The sequence below is a fragment of the Psychroflexus tropicus DSM 15496 genome (assembly GCF_000378765.1).
Classification (GTDB): Bacteria; Bacteroidota; Bacteroidia; order Flavobacteriales; family Flavobacteriaceae; genus Psychroflexus; species Psychroflexus tropicus.
The window spans coordinates 61,198-78,231 of sequence record NZ_KB905344.1 but is presented as its reverse complement, the minus strand read 5'-3'; the positions used below and the strand labels follow the sequence as shown (position 1 = coordinate 78,231).

At 39.3% G+C, this 17,034-nt stretch carries 15 protein-coding genes; 1 reads left to right on the top strand and 14 read right to left on the bottom strand.

The genetic code is table 11. From position 1 onward, the window contains the following. Positions 1 to 3 precede the first annotated feature (3 nt). The 9 genes from F598_RS0109900 to F598_RS0109860 form a co-directional block, all read right to left on the bottom strand. Positions 4 to 1,170, bottom strand: coding sequence for an acyl-CoA dehydrogenase family protein (locus F598_RS0109900; protein ID WP_026302639.1), 1,167 nt, complete (start codon positions 1,168 to 1,170; stop codon positions 4 to 6). Positions 1,171 to 1,195: 25 nt separating this feature from the next. Then, complete coding sequence (locus F598_RS0109895) at positions 1,196 to 2,083, bottom strand: helix-hairpin-helix domain-containing protein (RefSeq protein ID WP_026302638.1); 888 nt, start codon at positions 2,081 to 2,083, stop codon at positions 1,196 to 1,198. Positions 2,084 to 2,092: 9 nt separating this feature from the next. Further along, positions 2,093 to 4,168 (bottom strand): amino acid carrier protein, encoded by a 2,076-nt coding sequence (locus F598_RS0109890; protein WP_019038892.1) that lies wholly within the window; start codon positions 4,166 to 4,168, stop codon positions 2,093 to 2,095. Positions 4,169 to 4,319: 151 nt separating this feature from the next. After that, positions 4,320 to 4,997 carry a tRNA (5-methylaminomethyl-2-thiouridine)(34)-methyltransferase MnmC2 gene (gene mnmC2, locus F598_RS0109885; RefSeq protein WP_019038891.1) on the bottom strand — a complete coding sequence of 226 codons (678 nt, stop codon included), beginning with the start codon at positions 4,995 to 4,997 and terminating at the stop codon, positions 4,320 to 4,322. Between the two features lie 6 nt (positions 4,998 to 5,003). Continuing rightward, positions 5,004 to 5,234, bottom strand: coding sequence for a PspC family transcriptional regulator (locus tag F598_RS0109880; protein WP_019038890.1), 231 nt, complete (start codon positions 5,232 to 5,234; stop codon positions 5,004 to 5,006). Continuing rightward, the gene (locus F598_RS0109875) at positions 5,231 to 6,514 is read right to left on the bottom strand and encodes a DUF2851 family protein (protein ID WP_026302637.1); all 1,284 of its coding nucleotides are present in this window, start codon (positions 6,512 to 6,514) and stop codon (positions 5,231 to 5,233) included. The genes F598_RS0109880 and F598_RS0109875 overlap by 4 nt, the downstream gene beginning before the upstream one ends. A gap of 1 nt (position 6,515) precedes the next feature. Further along, a complete protein-coding gene (locus tag F598_RS0109870; protein ID WP_019038888.1) occupies positions 6,516 to 7,151 on the bottom strand; it encodes an SGNH/GDSL hydrolase family protein in 636 nt (211 codons plus the stop codon). Between the two features lie 83 nt (positions 7,152 to 7,234). Further along, complete coding sequence (locus tag F598_RS0109865) at positions 7,235 to 8,137, bottom strand: TIGR01777 family oxidoreductase (protein ID WP_019038887.1); 903 nt, start codon at positions 8,135 to 8,137, stop codon at positions 7,235 to 7,237. 372 nt (positions 8,138 to 8,509) lie between these two features. After that, positions 8,510 to 9,577, bottom strand: coding sequence for a branched-chain amino acid aminotransferase (locus F598_RS0109860; RefSeq protein WP_019038886.1), 1,068 nt, complete (start codon positions 9,575 to 9,577; stop codon positions 8,510 to 8,512). 101 nt (positions 9,578 to 9,678) lie between these two features. On the opposite strand from F598_RS0109860, the gene F598_RS0109855 reads away from it, so the two are divergent. Then, a complete protein-coding gene (locus F598_RS0109855) occupies positions 9,679 to 10,224 on the top strand; it encodes a DUF4920 domain-containing protein (protein ID WP_019038885.1) in 546 nt (181 codons plus the stop codon). A gap of 1,490 nt (positions 10,225 to 11,714) precedes the next feature. Here F598_RS0109855 and F598_RS0109850 read toward each other — a convergent pair. From F598_RS0109850 to F598_RS0109830, 5 genes are all read right to left on the bottom strand, one after another. Then, complete coding sequence (locus F598_RS0109850) at positions 11,715 to 12,731, bottom strand: glycosyltransferase family 4 protein (RefSeq protein ID WP_026302635.1); 1,017 nt, start codon at positions 12,729 to 12,731, stop codon at positions 11,715 to 11,717. Then, positions 12,688 to 14,088, bottom strand: a complete 1,401-nt coding sequence (locus tag F598_RS0109845) for an O-antigen ligase family protein (protein ID WP_019038883.1) — start codon at positions 14,086 to 14,088, stop codon at positions 12,688 to 12,690. Before F598_RS0109845 ends, F598_RS0109850 begins: the two co-directional genes overlap by 44 nt. Further along, positions 14,075 to 15,214 carry a glycosyltransferase gene (locus F598_RS0109840; RefSeq protein ID WP_019038882.1) on the bottom strand — a complete coding sequence of 380 codons (1,140 nt, stop codon included), beginning with the start codon at positions 15,212 to 15,214 and terminating at the stop codon, positions 14,075 to 14,077. The genes F598_RS0109845 and F598_RS0109840 overlap by 14 nt, the downstream gene beginning before the upstream one ends. Before the next feature lie 92 nt (positions 15,215 to 15,306). Further along, positions 15,307 to 15,657, bottom strand: a complete 351-nt coding sequence (locus F598_RS0109835) for a four helix bundle protein (RefSeq protein ID WP_019038881.1) — start codon at positions 15,655 to 15,657, stop codon at positions 15,307 to 15,309. 139 nt (positions 15,658 to 15,796) lie between these two features. Beyond that, entirely contained in the window at positions 15,797 to 16,900 is a 1,104-nt protein-coding gene (locus F598_RS0109830; RefSeq protein ID WP_019038880.1) for a glycosyltransferase family 4 protein, read from the bottom strand. Between the last annotated feature and the right edge of the window lie 134 nt (positions 16,901 to 17,034).

The following is a 17,034-nucleotide window of genomic DNA, read 5'->3' as shown; positions in this document are numbered from 1 at the left end:
GACTTAGGTCGCAGGCTTATAATCCTTATTATCGATAACCATCTTGGCGATAATTTCTTTCAAAATTTCAGAGGTGCCGCCGCCGATTGGACCTAGTCTACTGTCTCTAAACATTCTTGCTAAAGGATAATCCTCAACGTAGCCGTAACCACCCAGCATCTGTAAACAGTCATAAATGACCTCATCTGCGATTTTTGTCGATAATAATTTAGACATGGTCGCTTCTTTAACGACATATTCTCCATCATCTAGTCGTTTTGCGGTAGTATAGTTAAAGGCTTTCGCCATCTCTACCTCACTACTGCGTTCAGCAATCTTATGTCTTAAGGCCTGAAATTTATTGATTGACTGACCAAAGGCTTCTCTCTCCGACATGTATTGCTTTGCATAATCTAAGGCATATTCAGCTCTAGCATGAGCATTTACTCCCATAATCAATCGTTCTAAAGCGAAATGCTGCATGATATAAGGGAAACCCTGATTACGTTCTCCCATCAAATGGGATTTAGGGATCTTAACATTATCAAAAGCTAGTTCTGCTGTATCAGAAGCTCTCCAGCCTAGTTTATTGAGTTTGGTGGCAGAAATACCAGGCGTATCTCTATCCACTAGAAAAATACTCATGCCCTTCCCTCCTTTTTCTGGTTCGGTTTTGGCAGCCACAATAAGATAATCAGAATAAACTCCATTTGTAATGAAGGTTTTAGAACCATTAATTACAAACGAATCCTCTTTTTCTTCCGCTGTAGTTTTCATACCAGCCACATCAGAACCTCCAAAAGGTTCTGTAATGCATAGACACCCTATCATATCCCCGTTGATGGATGCCGTTAAGTATTTCTCTTTAATCTCTTCACTACCTTCTTTATTGACGTGAGTCATTGCCAGGTAAGCATGTGCCCAGATCGCTGCTGCAAAACCTCCAGAATTGATTTTCTGAAGTTCTTCTAGCAGAATAATGGTATAGAACAGGTCTAGATCTAATCCACCATACTTTTCTGGGTAGGCTAAACCAAAATATCCCATTTCACCAAATTTCTTCCAAATGAAACGTTCAATAGTTCCTTCTTTCTCCCATTTATCCAAATGAGGCACTACTTCTTTTTGAAGGAACTCCTGTAAACTTTTTCTGAACATGTCGTGTTCTTCATTAAAATACATATGATTCATACCGTCTATATCTAATTTTTGAATTTTATTCTTTAATTTCCAAATATAATTGAATTCTATCTAATTTATACGCAGGGAAATCGTTGATTTTTGATAATTCTTCAAAACTTCGGATCCCCTGTCTTAGCTTTATAAAATTGACGACCTCTCTCGCTAATTCATAATCAAAATATGGCAGCTCTGTTAACTCAACTACTGTAATGCTATTGATATCCTTAAGCTCAACTTCTACTGGTGACTTAAGAGCAATAGATTCTTTTAAGTTTTCAATAGTCTCAGCAGATAAGCCATAAACGTCCTTTAGCTGAATAAGGTCCACAAACCCTCCTAACTTTTGCCTATACCTCAAAATTCGTGTAGAAAGCGTTTCCCCTATGCCACTCACCTGGATTAAATCCTCCTTGGTGACCGAATTCAGATCTTTCTTTTCAGCAAAACTTAATTGTGATCTTGACTTTTTATCATTGGCTTTTGATCGTTCTGCGGCGATAACCCAATCCGGGAATTTAAAGTACTGACTATAGGTAGTCATCCACTCATCTGAAACCTTGGTGACCTTCTGAAATTGAGCTTTAGAATTGATCCATTGATCTTTTGCTCTAAACTCTAAAAGTTTATCGATTTCAGCCGTTGTCATTTCAAGAGTATAACCTTTATAATCGGTTATAAAATTAGGATTAAAAGGATAAATGACTCTTTGATTATCAAGGCTTTGTTGATATTTTAACGAATCTATAAGCTGACGCAAGCTGTCTTCAGCTAAAGAGGCTGTTGAAGACATCTCCTGTTTTGGAATTGTTTTTAAACTGAAGTAGTTTATCGTAATCCCAATAATCAAAATTACGCAAAATATAAAAATTCCGTTTCGATCACCTCTGGTGAAGCCGAAACGGAATTTTCTTTGCGCATTCATGAGATGAATTTATTTTTTCAGCTCCTCTTTTTTGAAGAGTTGTCCTGCCTTTAACTTCGTCATGTATTCTCTAAGGTCTTTTCTTACTTCACCGGACATAATGTACAATCCTATAATATTTGGAAAGGACATCGCTAAAATCATCATGTCTGAAAAGTCTAATACAGCTCCTAAACTCACAGAGGCTCCAAGAATGACGAAGAGTAGGAATAAAATTTTGTAGATTATTTCAGAACGATTACTTCTTCCAAAAAGATAAGTCCAGGCCCGCATACCGTAGTAAGACCAGGAGATCATTGTTGAAAAGGCAAATAGAAAAACTGCCGCTGAAAGTACGTAAGGGAACCAGGAGATTACACTTCCAAAAGCATCGGTTGTCAATTGCACACCAGACACCCCTTCCACTTCATGCATTCCTGTGAAAATTAAAACTAGGGCAGTAAGTGTACAAACCACTACTGTATCAATAAAAGGCTCTAGTAAAGCCACAAAGCCTTCAGAAGGTGGATGATTAGTTTTCGCAGCAGAGTGAGCTATGGCTGCAGAACCCACACCGGCTTCGTTAGAAAATGCTGCTCTTTGGAATCCAACCACAAGTACACCTATAAAACCTCCTTTAAGAGCAGTTGGTGTAAACGCCCCACTAAAGATGGCGTTAAAAGCAGGACCTATATTGTCGATATTCATACCTATCACTACTAAAGCTCCAATTACATAGGTTGCTGCCATAATAGGCACTACCTTACCCGTTACTTTAGCGATACTATTAATACCTCCGATGATAACTACCCCAACTAATACTGCTAGGAAAACTCCAAACCAGAATCCACTGTCTGGATCCAAAAAGGCAATTTGATTAGAAAGAATCTCAAACGACTGATTAGCCTGGAACATATTTCCACCACCAAACGAGGCCCCTATTCCTAAAATAGCGAAGAAGCCTGCCAAAAATTTACCAAGTTTACCAAGATTTCTTTTCTCCAGACCATACCTTAAATAGTTCATTGGTCCACCGAAAATTCGACCTTCCTTATTGATAAATCTATACTTTACTCCAAGTGTACATTCAACGAATTTTGAAGACATTCCCAGAAGTCCTGCCAGCACCATCCAAAATGTTGCGCCTGCACCTCCTAAAGAAACGGCAATAGCTACACCAGCAATGTTACCTAAACCTACAGTAGCGGAAACAGCAGTGGCGAGGGCCTGAAAGTGTGTAATGCTCCCTGGAGCATTAGGTTCATCATATTTCCCTTTAGCAAGCTGTAGAGAATGTTTGAATCCTCTCACATTGATAAAGCCCATACGAATGGTGAAAAAAGCGGCACCAAAAATAAGCCAGATTACGATAAACGGGATATCCTTAGTAAGCGGAGTACCGTTTGGGTTGGTAAGGGCTACTTTTTCATCGTATTTGATTTCACCAAATTTGTGAGCGTTTTGCGCAATTACATCTTCCTTATTATCTGGATTATAAATATATTCTCCCTCAGGGATGATATATTTAATTTTACCATTGGCTTCTGCCTGTACGGTCTGAGCATCTCCATCAATATCTATGATCGCAATATCCTGGCCTTTCTTCACCGGCTGATTCTCATCGACCAACCATTCTTTCAATAAAAATTTACTCTCTGTATTGGGCTCCCATCCTGGTGAAAAAAGAAGCTTTTCGTTGGTGTAGACTACAGGATCGTAAATGCCCGTAGCAGCGAAGGGATCCCAAAACAAAACACTTCCCATGGCATCCACCACGGGCTGAAAAGTTCCGTTAAAATTCTCAACAATAGACTCAGCTTTAATTTTGTAAGATTTCTCTACACTTAACCCTTCAGCATCCATGACCTTAACCGTGTAAGGGACACCTTCCGTTAATCCATTGGCAGTACTAGAAGACATAGGTACATCATTCTTAGACCATTGGTAGGTGTAGGGCGGAGTTCCACCGTCTACTGTTAATTGAATTTGACCATTATTGATCTTATCTGAAGGGTTGATTAATTTTTCTTCAACAGTAAGCTCTTGAGCGAATGTTAAAGAAGCAAAGAATAAAAGGAAAGCAATCAGAGAGATAGTTCTTACCATAAGGCTATTGATGATTTGAAATTTCAAAGTAAAACGTTAAATTAAAATCAATTAATTTTTAAATCTTGCGCAAGATGCAAAAAATATGGCTTTGATTCAAACCTTAGGTCTTAAAATCTTTAAGACTTAACACCTGTTTCAGTTCATTTCTCTATTTGGGCTTGGTTGCTCTCATCATATGTCGTTTTCCTGGAGGACCTTCAAGAATTTCAACTCTAAATCCAAGACCCTGCAAGGCACGCTTTGCCGTGCCTTTCACCGAGTAAGTTACCAGCAGGCCTCCAGGCTTAAGAGCCTCATAAAATCTTTCAAAAACAGAAGCTTCCCACAGCTCAGGCTGAACTCTCGGTCCAAAAGCGTCGTAAAATACTACATCAGCTACTTGTTTTAAACCTAATTCTGAAAATTTTAATTCAAGCTTTTTCAGTTTGAAGTTCGGAGACAATTTCACCCACTGCTCCCATTTGCAGTTATGCATTTCATCAAAAATTGTCTTTTGATTTGCTGCATCTATCAATTTATTATAATCTAAGGCTTCCTTTTCATCTTGAGTAATGGGGTAAGCTTCAAGTCCCAAATAGTCTACTATGATATTATTCTGTATCGCCCATTGAGAGGCCAATAAGGCATTAAGTCCTGAACCAAAACCAGCTTCAAGTACCCTTAACTTTTCAACATCATGTAGGGAAGCGAAGTGGTCTAAACCCGCTTTGATGTAAACATGCTTAGCTTCCTGTAAAGCGCCATGTGTGGAGTGGTAATGCTCGTTCCACTCTTCTAAGCGAATGGTTTTAGAACCATCCTGGGTGGTAATGATATTTCTTTTCATAGTCTTTTATAAATCAAAAACAGAGGTACGCTTGGTATAAACCAGGTCTTTGAGTTTTAACCAAAACGCAATGGTGAGGTATAATCCAAAACCGAAGCCGAAAGTGGCAAAGGAAATATAGATAAAGAACAATCTTACGGATTTGGCTTTCATACCTAGTTTATCGGCTAAACGAGAGCTCACATAGAAGCCGTGTTTTTCAAAAAACGTCCTGATCTTGTAAATAAGTGTTTTCATTGTTTTATCAATTCGAGTCCTATCTGGCATTTCATACATCTATTGAGATCGCAGTACTTCTTTTTCAATTGAACTAAAGCCTGACTATCTATGGCAGTTTGAGAAACGTTTTTTCTTAGTTTATTAAAACCTTTCACTATAGTATTACTTTCAGGTTTCAGGCTAGAAACTATTGGAAAAATCTGTTCTTCGATATCTAATTGGTCTTTAAATTTAGCATATGCAAATTTGATAGGAATCACCATATTGAGGATGAGTAAATCTTTAAATGCTTTGGTCGTAGATTTCAATTTATGTGGAGTTTCTTTTCCAAAGGTATAATGTGTATTCCAATATGGAGAGGTCTTGGCACTAAGCAAATTATGAAGATCACCTTGGCTTTCACACTCTATAAATCCTTTAAACAACTGAGGATGTTCAGTATACAACTGGCAAAATTGAGAAATCCTGATACTTGGAAAGTTATCTGGTCTTAGCCTGAAATATTTGACAATCCTTTTAGCCGGAGCTTTAATTTGAAATTTATGTTTTAAAAACTCAAACTCCTCTATCAGTTGAGCTGAATAAGAATCTTTCGGTTCCTTAAGCAGCATGCCACTTAGACCAAAACAAAGCGCTTCAAACTTTACGGGGTTTTGGAAGCATTTTTGAAACACCTTATAATCTACTGCTGAAGCCATTTGCAGGAAAGCTTCACCATTAACGTTCAATCCAAAAGCTTTAGCAAGAAGCTTAAAGCAAACCTCATCCCAATTATTACGGGAGATCTCTAGCAAATTAAGAATCAGCTGATTTTTTTCTTCCAGACGTTCTATGTAGAGTCTTTCTAACCAATGCTTAAGCTTAAACTCATTAACCTCACCAAAGTGAGTTTCGCAATTGATCCATTGATACGAAGCCTCTTCAAAAAGCGTTTGATACGTTTCTAATTGAGATGCCGTCACATAGTTTTGAAGTTCCAGGCAAGGAATTTCAGATTCATCTTTTCTGAAGATACTCGCGTCGTCTTCCCAAACCACGTGTAAAATTACATTGTCGTAGGCTGGATCGTTTTCGTGGTGATGAGCATACCAGTCTGAGGATTTCAGGTGTATTTCCAGATTACCAACCCAGTGTTGTCCATCAATAATTAGCTCGGCCTTGAAAAAATCTGGACCAGATTCCGTTTCATTATGAAGTCCTGTATTTAATATTTCAATATCTTCTTCCTTTGTCGTCTTTAGCGAATTTACACTCAGTCTTCTGTACTTCCACAGACTATGTAAAAAAGCTTCTTTCATCTCAAAAGGATTCAACTTGATTTTTAACCTGATCTTTAAAGCTATCTACCCAAACGCGATATTGTTTTCCGCTAGGGTGTAAAAAATCTTCAGCTAACATCTCGGTTTTTCGGTGAAGAGGCCTGCTTAACTGTTGTAGTGGATAAAATGCTACACCATGGCGCTGACACATTTTCTTTATATATCGGTTGTACCGCTTTAATTTAGACGTAACCCCTTTCAGCTTTTCATCTCTGGCATATTTTGATAAACTATAATCTGGAATACCTACCACAAAGACGCCTTTGGCCTGATGACTGCAAATTATAATCGCGTTTTTTAATAGTTCTTCAAATTCTACTTTAAACTGTTTAAATGGTTTTTTTTGATATTGATTATTTACCCCGATTAACAGGGAAACCAAATCAAACTGATCGTCTTTATAATTTTGAACAGCGATAGAATCCTGAAGCTCATCTGTCCTCCACCCAGTAACAGCGATGATTTCTGGGGATTTCACCTTAAAACCTTCGTCATTCAAATAGGAAGTAAGTTGAAAGGGCCAGGATTGGTTTTCAACGACCTGTTCACCAATGGTGTATGAATCCCCTAATGCCAGGTAGCTAATTGAATCTTGACTTGTGGCGTTAGTGGACATGACGCATGAAATTATCAGATAAAAAATTAAATTTTTCATAGGTATTCTTCAAAAGTAAGAAAGTTTTCTTTTTTAAACTCAGATTACAATAAATCCTGAAGAGCAGGTTTAAGCTGAGAAAATCTAAATTGAAAACCTGTAGATAAGGTCTTTTTAGAACTCACCAGCTGACTCCCTAAAACAATGCTGGACATCTCACCAAGCATCAACTTCAAAACAAAGGCTGGTACTTTTGGTAAAATTAGAGGTTTTTCTAATTGATTCGCAATAGCTTCTGTTAAGACCTCGTTGTTGACAGGATTTGGGGCAACACCATTAAACACACCTTCCATTTGATGTTCCATGATGTAAACGAATAACCGAGCTAAATCATGCACATGAATCCAGGATTGCCATTGTTTTCCATCGCCAAGCGGTGCTCCAACATATTTTTCGATGGGCTGTTTTATTTTTTCGAGGGCTCCACCCTCCTCTGCTAACACTACCCCTATCCGAATTTTACTCACTTCCAGCCCAAGCGCTTCAAAGTCATCGGCTGCGGCTTCCCATTCTTCTACTACCTTGGAGAGAAAATTATCTCCCTGCTCAAAATCATCTTCTTCATGGAAGCGGGTTAAAGAATCATTATATAAACCAATAGCACTGGCTGAGATAAGGTGATCTACCTCATGCTCGTGAGATTCTAAGGCAGATTTGAGGGTATGTAAGCTATCCACTCTACTGTTTAGAATAGCCTTCTTATGAGACGGGGTCCAGCGTTGAGCAACGCTTGCTCCTGCCAGATTAATTATTTTACTCACCCCTTTAAGAGCCTCTACATCCAGTTGAGATGCTTCTGGATTCCAGTAAAATCCTCTGTAGTTGGGTTTAGATTCAATTTTTGAACGACTGGTAGTAAGGTAATTCACCTCCACTCCTTTCTCATGCAACTGCTTCACTAACTCCTTCCCTACCAATCCCGTTGCTCCTGTTATTAAAACTCGCATAACATTAATTTTGTTTAAAAATAGTGAGATAATGTGTGCTTATGTCATGTTTAGTAACGATTTAACGAGGCTTTGGTAGTGAATTATGAGCCTGCCTGCGCCTACCTGTCGTGCCTCTGGCAGGCAGGTTTCCTTGGCAAAAGCAGGTCGTGAGTCGTGAGTCGGTAGTAGTGAATAGTTGTCAGTGAATAGACAATAGAGAGCCCTGCAAATTAAATTTATATTTTCAACCGACAACTGCCAACTGTCAACCAATTAACTGACAACCGTTAACTGTCAACTGACGACAAAAAAAGCCCAATGCATAAAATCATCAGGCTTGAGTTATGTTTAAATTTAACTACTCACTAATCACTAGTGACTAGTCACTGATTAAAACGCTTTCATGGTCCAATTATGTGGATCTTCTACTCTGTTGTACTGAATATCCTGTAAGGATTTTTTGAACCTTACGCCATAAGAATCATCGATACTTGGTAGATCATAATATTCATCATTATATTCAAATCCTTCTACTCTCACCACGGTCGCTGCTGTTCCTGCTCCAAAGATTTCTTTCAACTCACCGGTTTTTGCCGCTTCCACGATTTCTTTTACGGATACTTTATCAACAGTCACTTCCACATCGTTGTCTTTGGCCAACTGAATAATACTCTTTCGCGTGACACCATCCAGAATTCTATCATTGGTTGGTGCTGTGAGCAATCGGTCCCCTATTCTAAAGAAGATGTTCATTGTTCCCGCTTCTTCCAGGTATTCATGAGAGCTGGCATCGGTCCAGATGATCTGATCTAAGCCTTTCGCCTTAGCCAACTTAGTAGGATAAAACTGTGCACCATAGTTCCCGGCTGCTTTCGCATAACCCACACCACCATCTGCAGCTCGGCTATATTCCTGAGCGAATATGACTTTAATCGGTTTGTTATAATAGGCCTGTGCCGGACAGGTAATGATCATAAATCTGTAGCGATCAGACTCAGAGGCCGACACTCCGTTTTCAGTCGCAATGACAAATGGTCGGATGTATAATGAAGTACCGTCTCCATATTTTACCCATTCCTTGTCTAATTTTAACAAGGTTTTAAGCGAATTGAAAAAGTAATCTTTGGGAAATTCAGGAATCGCCAGACGCTTTGACGATTTGTTGATACGTTCAAAATTTTGTTCTGGTCTGAATAGCCACACCTGACCATCTTCATCCTTAAAGGCTTTCATACCTTCAAAAACCGCCTGCCCATAATGAAACACTTTAGCCGAAGGTTCAAACTCCATAGGCCCGTAAGGGACTATTTTAGGGGTTTGCCACTCGCCATCGATGTAATCACAATACATCATATGGTCTGAATTGACCTTTCCAAATTGAAGATTGCTGAAATCGACCTGATCAATTTTAGAAGCTTTTGTTTTCGTAATGTCCAGTTGTATATCGGTGCTATTCATTTTTATTAGTATTTTTGCAAATGTACTAAATTTTGTTAAGGTGAAATCTATAGAATCCTTAAGATCGATGTTATTTATATTATAAATTTTCAATTATTATCATGAAAAATCTACTTTTATTACCAATCTTATTGTTTTTAGTGGCTTGCGGGTCAAAAGATTCAAAACAAGACCAGGCTGAAGACACTCCTACAACTACAGAAACACCTTCGGAATCTACAGAAAATCAAGACTTAAGTATCTTAACCGATTCTGAGTTTGGCGAGGCTTTCACTACTACTGAAGTGAAATCAAAAGAGAACATGCTGGCTTTGTACCAGAACTTGACCTTAGGAGACACGCTTCAGGTTCAGTTTCAATCTGAAGTAGAAAGCGTTTGTGCCAAAAAAGGCTGCTGGATGAAATTAGAGCTCCCCGAAGATCAAAACGCACACATTACCTTCAAAGACTACGGCTTTTTTGTCCCTAAAGACAGTCAGGGCCATCAGATGCTCGTCAATGGTATGGCCTTCATCGAAGAAACTGACGTAGAAACCCTAAAGCACTATGCAGAAGATGCCGGTCAAAGCGAAGCTGAAATCGCTAAGATCACGGAGCCTCAGCTGAACTATAGGTTTATTGCGACTGGGGCGAAAGCAGTGGAGTAGGCTTTAGGTGGTAAACGGCAGTGATTAGTGAATGGTGAATTGTCATTCCGTTGTCTGTTAAATATAATAAATTCTCAAAATTTATAACCAAAAACCGTCAACTAACAACATTCGGTAGCTTTGATACATCCGCCTAAGGCCGTCACTCAGCCACCAATTCCTAATTACTTTTACAAAACACCTTTTGCCTGTGGCATTTCTAACTCGACCTAGCTCAGCACAAAGCCTTTAAGGGATTGGGCTTATACTTTGATTATGGCTTAATAAGAACACCCATCCCTACCCCTTCCCTCAATGGATGTGGACTTTATTCGATTTTAAATTAGTGATTCACTACAAAACGTAGCTTCGATACATCACGCAAAGAGTGAAACACTCAGCCAAAGTTTATTCTCCTTTTAACCATATATACTTCTATACGAGCTTACAAATTCTCGACCACACGAAAAAACAGAAATCGACAACTGGTTGTAGTTTCGGATATGACTGAATGAATCATCTGGGCGTAATTTCATATGAAGCAAAGGATCATAAATTAAAAACATGCTGTCATTCCGACGGATGGAGGAATCTTTAGTTTTCATGAATGATTTTTATAGCAATCACAATTTCTATCACCCTGTCCCGACAAATCGGGATCAGGGCCTCATCACTTTCACTGAGGAAGATGCTGAAACCAGTTCAGCATGACACTAATAGCCTGTCACTTCGAGTGCGTGTTTTTTTTAAACGCGTGTATCGAGAAGGCTTTGTGTCATTCCGACGAAAGGAGGAATCTTTTTAAAATCAAAAGTTTTCAATATTGAAGTTCTGTCTCTTCGAGTATCCCGCCATATTTTGGCGGGATGTATCGAGAAGTAGTTTCAGGATCTATTTGAATTAAAGTCTTCTTTCATTTTTTAGTTCACCCCATTTTTTAATGATTAAGTGTTCATGAATCTCGTTCCTCGATTTTCATTGATGAAAAAACGAAACAATCCCAAAGCTTTGGGGACTATACTAATTTAAGGAAATTTTCGCTACGTTTCTCTTCGCAAAACCACTGATGTCTCATTTGCTTCATGCCAATGACTTTGTCAAGCACTTTCGCGAAAGCCACAGTTATTTCTGAAAATTAGTCGACTCTTACTCAATTAACACTAACATCTGATGCTCAGACCTTTCTTAGCCTGTTTCTTGTTTTAAATATTCCATAAAAATAGGCCGTTTTAATAAACTCGAATATTGTCAACCTAACCCGAGGCCTTGGGATCAGGATCGTTGCATTAGGTTAATTGAGATGCTGAAACCTTAATATGGTCTCGATACAAATTTTACTTTTTCTCAAAAGCAAAATCCACTCAACCTGACATAACCTCAGCCACCGATTCCTAATCACTGATAACTAATTACTACTATAAAACACCCTTTGCCTACGGCATTTCCCTCAAGGGAAATAGATTTTCAAAGTCCATAAATAAAAGACTTCATGAAAAACTACTCACTATTGACTATTCACTAATCACTGCCTGCCACTTGGCCTTCACCACCTGCCAGTCGAACTGTTCGACTTTTTCTCGGCCGGCTTGAGAAAGGGATGCGGCCAATTCAGGATGTTTTAGCAGCTTGAGTACCGCTTCGGTAAATGCCTCGACCTGTTTGGGCTCAACTAATAAAGCGTTTTCTTGATCGGTTAATAAGAAAGGGATTCCACCCACATTGGTACTGACGACTGGCAAACCAAGCGCCATGGCTTCCATCACACTTACCGGGGTGTTATCCACATTGGTAGTGTTGATAAAGAGGTCAAAGTCTTTAGCATAGATCAGCCAGTCTTCTTTGGTCATTCCGCCGGTAAAAGTTACTGGCAATTTCTTTGCTTCTACATAAGCCTTACACTCCTGGATGGAGTCGTCTTTAAAAGGGCCGACCATGCTGAGTTTAGCCTCAGGATAATGATTCAACAACTGTTCTAACACCTTTAGGGCCAGCATGGGGTTATAGAGGTGAGCAAAGGACCTGACCCAGAGCAGATTGGGTTGCAAGTTCTGGCGCTGTTTAAATTCATACTTCTCCAGCATAATCGTATTGGGAATATACACCAGATCGGTATAGCCAGCCTTCTGGAAATGATGCATCAGATAGGCCGACGGAGCGACATTGACTTTTGCTTTGCCAAAAAGCTGTTGGCAGTGTTTGGGATGAGTTTTTAAGCGTTTCGGCAAATCTCCACCATGAAGAATTGGAATATAGGCTAAGTTTAACCAGTTGGCTAGCTTAGCTGAAAAATAAGCAAACCAGAAGGCTGAGGTACTGTAAGTATCGATTAAGAGCAGTTGTGATTTGGAATGATGCTTTAAAATCAACAAAAACATATCAAGCAGTCTAAGCAACTGACTTTTCTGACTGGATCCAGAAATCACTTTAAAGCCTTCAATTTCTAATTGATTAGAAAGCACCTCCACCGTAGACAAGTTTCTGCCCTTACGTGAGAGCTTGTTCCCGAGATATAGAATTTGCTTTGGCATTGACTGTTTTGGTTTGTTTTTTTGTTTTGGTTACATAGGTAATTGATAATAGGGCAAATCCGTACATAAAGCCGGGTAACGCGACGCGCATAGCCGAATGGTTGATAGTCAAAAACCAAAAGGCGACGAACGGCAACATCAGTAAATTTCTATTTTTAGAGAGTAAAAAGCCTATGGGAATAAGCAACAAGATCAAAAGGGCTAAAACCCCTAACATCCCATGTTCTGCAAGCATTCTGGCCACTTCGTTATGGGTTGCTCCTCCTCCATCGGCTTCTTCAATTCTAAAAAATTTACCCATCCCCACACCAACTCCCAAAAAAGGGTCTTCGTAAAAAGCCTCCAGTTCGGTACTAATGATTTCAGCCCGACCTGTAGTAATATCTTTATCTTCTCCTAAAGTATTTTTTCCTGTATAGCGATTCACAATTAAGCCTCCAGTTACCGCCACCACAGCACCCCATAAGACAAATCCACCGACTCCAAGTCCGACCAACTTCACAGTTGCTCTGGCTTTTTTGGCTAGTGGTGCCCAGTTGATAAATAAAACGGTGAAAATAAACATCATGACTATGGCCGTGATAAAACCTCCTCGAGAAAAGGTAAGTAAACAACGGTAAGCCAGCAACACTAATATTCCAATATTAACAATATTGAGGAAGGTGTTTTTATGTGGAATCAAAAAGCGTATATAACTCAAGAACATCCCCAAACCTAAAATAGTGGCTACCTGATTCCCACTGTATCCCCCTGAAGCCGCCTGATTGGATTCGGTGGTGAATACGATTTGTTCTATTGGCGGTGCATAAAGAGTGATATAGACGACCATGGCAATTATAGGTAACAGCATTAAATCGACTATTCTAAGCAGCGTTTTAAATTTAACTTGCTTTTGATAGCAAAATAGTGCAGTGGCAAATAGCGATAGCGGTCCTGATAAATTAAATAAGATGGTTTTTCGAAAACTTTCGTCAAAGTAATCAAAATTCAGATAGGCGATAACCACTCCTGGCAATAGCAACAACACAAATGCCAATACTGGCCAGGCTTTTAGCTTAAAGCCCTCGTAGAGCATCCCCAAAAGCATAAAGAAAATCACCAGATACTTTCCCAGTTCCCAAAAGGGCATAGCTTTGGTCATTCTCAAAAAGACTTCAGCGGCGGCGATATAGGCAGCTGCTCCTAAAGCGTAATAGGTTTTATTGGATTTGGTGATGATCTGATAGATAAAATATACTACGACCCCCAGCAGATAAAGCTGGGCTGAAGCTCTCACTTGACTGACGACCAATCCAATTCCTACGTGAAGAATTAGGTGCTGAAATTTTGCAAGTGCCGAGGATTTAAAACCGAACATTAATTATTTTTTCTTGAAGTGCCTGGTTATAATACGCATAGGTAAAGCACTCAGCAAAGGTATAATTTTTCAGTCTAAGCTCATGTAGCTCTTTGGCACTCAATTCTGATAACTTTTTTAAGCTATTTAATAAGGCTGACGCATTTAAGTCCTGAAGTAAAAACCCATTCTCCCCATCATTTATGTAATCTTCCATGCAGGAGACATTTGAGGTGATGGGCACGCATCCAAAGGCCATAGCCTCGCCAACCACTTTCGGAAAGCCTTCAGACCTGGAAGGCAGAAGTAAAGCGTCCGACTTTACTAAAATCTGATTGACTTGATTCTTAGGCAAAAATCCGTGAAAATAGGTTACTACATCCAGTTCTTTAGCAATGCTTTCATAATCTTCTCGATCAGGGCCGTCCCCAACAAAATGAACTGCTTTTATTGGTAGATTTTTAGGTTTTTTACTTAGAGCTTCAAGGATTAACGGCACTCCTTTATGTGCATTTAAAGCCCCCACAAAACACAGCACCGCACCTTCCTTCAGGTTATCTGACTTTTGATCCAAAGCTGATTTGGCCTGCTGATAATCTTTCAGGGTATAACAAGGATTATGGAAGGCTTTAAACTGAGGCTTATCTTCCCAGTGTCCATTATAGGCCACCTGAGTTTCAGGTTCTAAATATCTTAACAACCACTGCTTTTGTAGTCGATTCCCAAGGGGCATGTGTGGATCCATCCAGTTGCCGGCATACTTGACCCAATAGGGTTTTGAATTCAACCATTTCAGAAAGGGTAATACATAAATCCCCATCCCTGTAGGGGCTCTAAATTGAATGATATCGGCGTTTTGAATCGCCTTTCGAATTTTTTTTAAGTTAGAGATAGCAGTCCATACGATACTCAATTTTTGTAAACCCTGGCCTCCTGAAGGTTTTAAAGGGATAAAAGCAATCCGTCCATCATCGATATAGGGTAGACTACTTGGCGGTGGTAATCCTTCATGTAAAGGCGCTACATGGATAATCCGATCAAAAATTTCCAGCAAATGATTGATTTCCGTCACCGTCGATCCCCAGGCTTTGAGAATGCCGTGTTCATCTTTATAATGTTCGGTATGGGAGATGATACAGAGGGTCATTTTTTTTGGTGAGCGTTTACTGTTGATTGTTTACTGTTGAGCGTTTATAGTTGAAAGTAGGTTGAAAACCGTAGACTATAAACCGTAAACTATTAACTATTCTTCTTCAAAAACCGAATCAAACCATGGATGATTTTCTTTACGCTTTCAGTTTGCTCAAAAACCTGATGATCTGATTTGATTAATTTTAATCTTGAAGCTATGATGAGCTGAGTTTCTAGTTCTAAAGATGAGCCTAAGGCAATTTCAACAAATCGTTTATACTCTTTATTAGAGTTTCTACTTTGTCCCTCAGCTATGTTTGACGGAATAGAAACGGATGCTCTTCTCAGTTGACTTACCAATCCAAACTTTTCTTCATTAGGAAAGACTTGGGTTAATTCATAGACAAGTTGAACCAGCTTCATTGATTCTTTCCAAGCATCAAGATCTTTGTAATCCATAACTTTAGTTGTTTGTTGTTTGTTGAGTTTTTACTGTTTTTCGTTTATCGTTATTCTAAATTCTCTGAATAGAGTTGACCTTTAACAGTGAACCGTCAACCGCCAACCATAAACCATAAACAAATATACAACTATACGACTATTCGAACTCCTCCAACACCTCAAGATACTTCTTCCCAATCCTATCCCAGGTGAAATGCTCACTCCAAACCTTGGCTTGTGCACTGTACTGACTCTGGTTGTTCATGATATCCTTGATGGCCAAAACAAGTTGATCGACATCATGAGGGTTGACTAAGCGGCCTGACAGTTGATCTTCAATCGCATCTTCGATACCACAATTCAGACTTCCTACAGCAGGCAATCCCATCGCATTAGCTTCTAGAATTGCAATCCCAAAGCCTTCCACATCACCAGTGGAGGTTTGCTCACTTAGCATCATAAAGACATCAGCTTGATTCAGCAATTCAAACTTTTCTTCTTCTGTCACCCGCCCGTGAAATTTGACATGCTGTTCCACTTTTAAGGCTTTAGCCAGCTTCTCCAACCGATTGATTTCGGTAGGAATCCCCACACAATGGTAAATCAGATCGGGATAGACTTGACTAAGTTGAGGTAAGACGTTTATGACATTATGCTGACCTTTACGCTGGGTAAGGTTACCCACGGTAATGAGTTGTAAGGGTATTGCTTTGTTATTGCGATCATAAGAGCTTTCAACCTTTGTTTTCGGTAAATCAAAGCCATTTGGGATAACCGTTGTAGCCTCTAAGTTTAAGGATTCAATCAGTTGTAAGGTAAATCGAGAAACCGCTATGATATGATCCAGACGTTTCAGCGACCAATCGGTTAGGTGTCGAGCTAAAGCATTAGACAGCTGAACTTCACTCCCGTGGATAATCACTACAATAGGTTTGTTGGACGAAAGTGACAAGACTCCTCCAACCCACAAGGGAAATTTACCTGATACTAACAGTATATCGTTCTTTTTTAAAAGTTTTCTTGCGATAAAGAAGCGTTTTAAATAGGTTAATATTAAAGTCCTTCTTCGCTTAACTCGACTCACAGAAAAGTCTTGCTGCTCATCAAACTCTTGCTCTTCTTTGCCATCCTCAGAGCGTTGATCTGCTATGACAGTTACCTCGTAATGATTGGAGAAATACCTGGCTAGCTGATGGGCATGATTACCAATACCTCCAGGTTGTGGGGGGAGTTCGGATGTGAGGAAAAGGATTTTTTTCAAGCTCGTTATTAGTTTACTGTTGTTCGTTCAGCTTTTATGGTATGTAGAGTCCTAAATAGAGTTGACCTTTTTAGAGTTGTTTATTTGATTCAAAGTTATTAATTATTTGCTTATTGAGTTGCTCAATATATATA

Coding starts and splice junctions, on each gene's coding strand:
- F598_RS0109835 (WP_019038881.1), bottom strand. CDS start 15,657: ATGGATTACAAAGATCTTGATGCTTGGAAAGAATCAATGAAGCTGGTT.
- F598_RS0109850 (WP_026302635.1), bottom strand. CDS start 12,731: ATGCCAAAGCAAATTCTATATCTCGGGAACAAGCTCTCACGTAAGGGC.
- F598_RS0109860 (WP_019038886.1), bottom strand. CDS start 9,577: ATGAATAGCACCGATATACAACTGGACATTACGAAAACAAAAGCTTCT.
- F598_RS0109890 (WP_019038892.1), bottom strand. CDS start 4,168: ATGGTAAGAACTATCTCTCTGATTGCTTTCCTTTTATTCTTTGCTTCT.
- F598_RS0109895 (WP_026302638.1), bottom strand. CDS start 2,083: ATGAATGCGCAAAGAAAATTCCGTTTCGGCTTCACCAGAGGTGATCGA.
- F598_RS0109900 (WP_026302639.1), bottom strand. CDS start 1,170: ATGAATCATATGTATTTTAATGAAGAACACGACATGTTCAGAAAAAGT.
- F598_RS0109875 (WP_026302637.1), bottom strand. CDS start 6,514: ATGAAAGAAGCTTTTTTACATAGTCTGTGGAAGTACAGAAGACTGAGT.
- F598_RS0109840 (WP_019038882.1), bottom strand. CDS start 15,214: ATGACCCTCTGTATCATCTCCCATACCGAACATTATAAAGATGAACAC.
- mnmC2 (WP_019038891.1), bottom strand. CDS start 4,997: ATGAAAAGAAATATCATTACCACCCAGGATGGTTCTAAAACCATTCGC.
- F598_RS0109865 (WP_019038887.1), bottom strand. CDS start 8,137: ATGCGAGTTTTAATAACAGGAGCAACGGGATTGGTAGGGAAGGAGTTA.
- F598_RS0109880 (WP_019038890.1), bottom strand. CDS start 5,234: ATGAAAACACTTATTTACAAGATCAGGACGTTTTTTGAAAAACACGGC.
- F598_RS0109870 (WP_019038888.1), bottom strand. CDS start 7,151: ATGTCCACTAACGCCACAAGTCAAGATTCAATTAGCTACCTGGCATTA.
- F598_RS0109845 (WP_019038883.1), bottom strand. CDS start 14,088: ATGTTCGGTTTTAAATCCTCGGCACTTGCAAAATTTCAGCACCTAATT.
- F598_RS0109855 (WP_019038885.1), top strand. CDS start 9,679: ATGAAAAATCTACTTTTATTACCAATCTTATTGTTTTTAGTGGCTTGC.